The organism is Cupriavidus sp. SIMBA_020, from assembly GCF_046535395.1.
Taxonomy (GTDB): Bacteria; Pseudomonadota; Gammaproteobacteria; order Burkholderiales; family Burkholderiaceae; genus Cupriavidus; species Cupriavidus campinensis.
The window spans coordinates 1-433 of the sequence record NZ_JAWRWU010000085.1 but is presented as its reverse complement, the minus strand read 5'-3'; the positions used below and the strand labels follow the sequence as shown (position 1 = coordinate 433).

The 433-nt window shown below is 67.7% G+C and carries 1 protein-coding gene; it reads right to left on the bottom strand.

What is annotated here, in order from left to right; all coding sequences use genetic code 11:
• The coding region (locus SB751_RS28255) for an MFS transporter (RefSeq protein WP_410748818.1) at positions 1–433 on the bottom strand (433 nt) is incomplete at both ends.

Here is a 433-nt window from a genome sequence, read left to right as displayed (position 1 = left end):
GCCCTGCCAGGTGTTCAGCCGGCTCTTGAACTTGACCGGCGTGAATTCCGCCAACACGGCCATCGCGATCGCGAAGTCGATGCCGTAGGCCGCGCCCACGAAGAAACGGCCCGCCAGGATGACGTCGAACGACGGCGCGAACACCACCAGCAGCGCGCCGATCAGCGCCAGCAGCTTGGCCGTGATGAGAGGCCGCATGCGGCCCCAGCGATCCGCCATCCAGCCGCCGATGGGATTGAAGGCGATGGCCACCCAGGACGCGAAGGACGTCATCAACGCGACCTGGCCCGCGCTCAGGCCAAGGTCGCGCGTCATGGGGCCCAGGCCCGCGCTGAGCGCGGAATTGGCGAAAGCGTCCAGGAACAATCCACCCAGGGCGAGCCACCAGATGAGGCCGGCTCGGCCCACGATGCCCGGGCGCGAATCGATATAG